Origin of the sequence: Thermogemmatispora sp., from assembly GCF_019683755.1 — a bacterium.
Taxonomy (GTDB): Bacteria; Chloroflexota; Ktedonobacteria; order Ktedonobacterales; family Ktedonobacteraceae; genus Thermogemmatispora.
In genome coordinates this window covers 1-3,912 of record NZ_JADGHT010000392.1, presented here as the reverse complement: position 1 = coordinate 3,912, position 3,912 = coordinate 1, and the positions used below count along the sequence as shown (strand labels likewise).

The 3,912-nt window shown below is 58.3% G+C and carries 2 protein-coding genes and 2 pseudogenes; 3 read left to right on the top strand and 1 reads right to left on the bottom strand.

Annotated elements, in window-relative coordinates:
• The 3 genes and pseudogenes from IRZ24_RS17755 to IRZ24_RS17745 all read left to right on the top strand — a co-directional run.
• A pseudogene (locus IRZ24_RS17755) lies at positions 1–888 on the top strand (hypothetical protein); the annotation flags it as partial.
• A 299-nt stretch (positions 889–1,187) separates the two neighbouring features.
• Positions 1,188–1,673, top strand: coding sequence for a hypothetical protein (locus IRZ24_RS17750; RefSeq protein WP_297167208.1), 486 nt, complete (start codon positions 1,188–1,190; stop codon positions 1,671–1,673).
• A 564-nt stretch (positions 1,674–2,237) separates the two neighbouring features.
• Positions 2,238–2,384: pseudogene (locus IRZ24_RS17745) on the top strand (zinc ribbon domain-containing protein); the annotation flags it as partial.
• A 562-nt stretch (positions 2,385–2,946) separates the two neighbouring features.
• Here IRZ24_RS17745 and lepB read toward each other — a convergent pair.
• Positions 2,947–3,795 (bottom strand): signal peptidase I, encoded by an 849-nt coding sequence (gene lepB, locus IRZ24_RS17740; protein WP_297167205.1) that lies wholly within the window; start codon positions 3,793–3,795, stop codon positions 2,947–2,949.
• Positions 3,796–3,912 lie beyond the last annotated feature (117 nt).

Below are 3,912 nucleotides of genomic sequence, written 5' to 3'. Positions count from 1 at the left end.
CACCATGATTTTCTTATCATGCATCCCATGAATACTGAGACAATGGTTATGGATGAGGTCTACCAGCGTGCCCTGGCCTATATTTACAATATCGCCCCCGGCGAGAGCAAAACGCTTGACTTTACCTTTGATCACACGGCTCCACCGGGCATGCTTGAATTTAGCTGTCATTACGGCGGCCACTATGAGGCCGGCATGCACCAACCCATTGTTGTTCAGGCCGCCCCAGGGACGCAGGTGACTCCTTATCCGAACAATGGCATCCCGGTTCAGGCCGCCAGGAACACTGCTTCCAGTAGGGCATGCGATCAGCCGGTCAGTGTGATGATCAAAGGGGATGACACCTTCAATCAGCGCAGTGTTTCGCTCAAGATGGGCGATACGCTGACCATCGTCAATACCACGCAGCAAACCTTTACCTTGACCAGCCGACCGGATGCTGGACTACGCTTCACTGTGGTTGATCCGGGCGAGACAGAGTATGTGCCCTTCCCCAAAGCCGGCACCTTTACCCTCTCTTCGCAGGAGCATCCTTCGGCTCGGCTGACCGTACAGGTCTCGATGACGCCCGGGGTCACCTGCGGTTTTGAGCCTGTGGCGACAGTCAGTTTCGATGCAGACTACACGCGCCCTAACAATACCTATTTCTTTGTACCGACGTCGGTCACGCTGAAGGAGGGTCAGAGCATTACGCTTTCGAATCTCTCTGACTACGACCTGACCTTTTTGGCGCAGCCTGATCCCGGCATCGGTCATGTGGAGCTACGCCGCAACGAGCATCAGCTGATCTTCTTTAAGGAGGCAGGAACCTATATGATTACCTGCCAGCAGTTCCCCAGCCAGCATTTCACAGTGATCGCGCAAGAAAACAGCGGTGATCAGGACTAAGCAACGCTGCACGCCTCCGAGACTAGTGATCTCCTCGAGCAGCGCGACGACCGACCTGGTTGCAAGGATGTACCCTTTCAGTTCTTCACTCTTCCCCTCTTTTGCTCCCTCTGCTGGCTGGAAAGAGGAGCTTTCCCAACGTTTATAGCTTTCTGAAAGCTGGTTGCTCAGTCTCTCTTTCCCTGGCCGGCTACCTATAAGGAGAGGGAGAGGAGAGAGCCAGAGCTGCACCGCCTCTGGCTGTCAGAGGCCCTCAAAAGCTTTGGTGAAACGGCACACAGCAGAGAGGAGTAGCCGTTATGATTCTGCATTTGGGCGAACAAGTCTATTGGGGTAGCGTTGAGGTGATTTTTCTGGCCGGTACGATCACTGCTCTGGACGAGGAGCGCCAGACCGTGACGGTGCGCATTGAGCGGGCGACGCCAAACGCAGCTCACCTGATCGGACAAGAGAGTGAGTTTTTTGCCGATGGCCTGGAGCCGCTGACGGCCCTGGGAGAGCTGCCCCCAGGCCTGACGGATCATCCGGTGAGCGAGCGACAGCCACTCCCGCCCATGGATGACGCCGAGAAGCTCAGGCGTGCCGCCGCAGCCGCCGTGCACCAGCTCTACGGCTATCATCGCCTGCCTGCAGAACGAGAGCAGGCGCTCATCGCCGAGGTGCGGGCCATGCTGGAGGCTGATCCCGTCCTGCGCACGCGGACGCTGGAGACAATGGATGCGATTCTGCGCCTGGACTTTTTAGGGAGTCGACGCACGTCGCCTGAGCCTGACCAGCCGGCTTGAGCGCCAGGAGCGCAGGATTCCTCTGAAAGCTGCCTTGTTGCTCATGAGGTCCACAGACCACCCTCGGGGAGAGGGAATAGCCCCGTTGTCTGCTTGAGCACAGGCCAAGCTCGCCAGCTTTTCACGAACAAGCTCATCACCTTGCAGGCCCGCCAGGTGTCTGGCCATTCCCTCGCGATCGGGGGATTCTACGCTGGCATCAATAGAGTCAAGACAGAGAGCCTCATTGAGCTTGCTGCAACGAGAGGCTGGATGGCTCAACGAGTAGCGGGGAGAAGCAAAGCTAAGCACGACGTGAAAGAGATGACCAAGATGGGAGATCCCTGTCCCGTAGCTGCAGAGCCGGAAGTCTGCTGGCAGGCGGCTGCTTCCGTAGACAGGAAACGGAGCGCGCTGGACCAACTCCGGTAATGTTCGCGGCAGATCCTGATGGCGCATGCTATTATCTCTTCTTCAAGGTGATCAGTGCCTCAATCAGGGAGATCGCGACCAGGCCTGAATGTCGTATGAGAAGGTACTAACTGCCTCGCCCGCCTCTGAAGCTGCGTTGATCAAAAATATGATATGCTCTATGCGAGAGGGGTGACGGCAGGCAGAGCAAGCGACCTTAGGCGCCGTCACGCCGAAAACCGAGACGAGGTGAACACCGTGCAATGCCCACATTGTTCTGCTCCCATCGCCCCGGCAGCCCGCTTCTGCCCCAACTGCGGCGCTCTCCTTGTTGCACCGGCCACGCCAGGCTCAGCCGCTGCTAGTGCCGGGCCAGGGCCGACCACAGTCCAGTCGCCGCAAACTCTAGCTAGTCGGGCATTCGCAACTCCCCCTAGCCGCCGGAGACGGCGGGGCCGACGCTGGCTCCTCGGCTGCCTCGGCTCGCTCCTCCTCCTGCTTCTCCTGCTCCTTGGCGCCTGGTTTCTGCTCATTCGTCCCACACTCAACCGCTTGGCCAAGGAGCAGCTTAATGCTGCCCTCGACAGCGCAGTACAGCAGATTGACCCGGCGCGCGCCGCCCAGCTTCCTGGCGGGCCAGTGCGCATCAATGAGACCGTGCTCAATAATCTGCTCACGCTGGCCCATGCGCCTGCCAGTCCCGTCCAAGATGCCCACTTTGCCGTTACCCCTACTGCCATCACGCTCGATTTCACTCTCTACGGTACAGCCAATAGCATCAGCGCTGTACCCGAGGCCAGCGCCGGTCAGTTGCGCATCAGCGATCTTCACACTCAGGGCCCCATCGGTTGGATTCTCTCCGATGAGGATCTCGCCTCTCTTGTCAACCAGCACCTGGCCACTGCCCAACAGCGGCTACAGCATCCGGTGCTGGCCGTTGTGCTAGAAAATCATGCCGTCGACCTGCTCCTGGGGCCGCCCTCCAGCGCCAATGGCCGCTCTGCTTCCAGGCCGCTTGGCGGCGACAGCGGAGGATAAGCGAAGGAAAGAGCAAGAGCACTAGCAGGGACTGGTCTGGCTGTAAGGGCGCAGGCGGCGAGGCGCGAGAAGGCCTCTTCAGCAGCGCCGATGGCTGCAGCATGGCACTTTGGCGCTGGTGCACCTCGGCAAAAACAGCAGAGACATCGGGAAGGAAGCCATTGTTATCCTCTCCCAAGGGCCAGTAGACGAGCGCCGCGCGCCCAATAATATTCTTGCGCGGAACAAAGCCCCAGTCGCGTGAGTCCGAGCTGCCAGCCCGGTTATCTCCCAGGACGAAATAGCTATCGGGCGGTACCACACGGTTCGAAAAGGAAGGATAGGGATTGCCCTGCCGCCGTGGGTCAACATAGGTCTCGTGAAGGGTCACCCCATCGACAATGACGGTTGTCCCCTGAATGGTGATCACATCGCCCGGAATGCCGATGATACGCTTCACGTAATCCTGACTGGGGTTGGGGGGAGCAACGAAGACAATCACATCGCCGCGCGCCGGTTCATGGAAGAGGTATGACCATTTGTCAACAAGAATCAGCTCTTTGTCATGCAGATTCGGCTCCATGCTCATGCCTTCAACGTAGAAATTCTGGATGGCAAAGCGGATGATGAAGAACATGAGCGCCGTGAGGACGAGGGTCTCTATCACTTCACGAACTAGACGCCAGCGCTTCTCAAAATCAAACTCAGGATTCATGCGAACTCCCAGCGCTAGACACGCCAGTGTGCTCAGGGTATTTCAGCCAGTACTATTATAAGGCACTCTGGCGGCTAACTCTACGGTTCAGGAGTCTCTTCGCCAGGACCCGAGGCC

Excerpts from the sequence above, each read along its gene's own strand:
- IRZ24_RS17750 (WP_297167208.1), top strand. The coding sequence starts at position 1,188 with ATGATTCTGCATTTGGGCGAACAAGTCTATTGGGGTAGCGTTGAGGTG.
- lepB (WP_297167205.1), bottom strand. The coding sequence starts at position 3,795 with ATGAATCCTGAGTTTGATTTTGAGAAGCGCTGGCGTCTAGTTCGTGAA.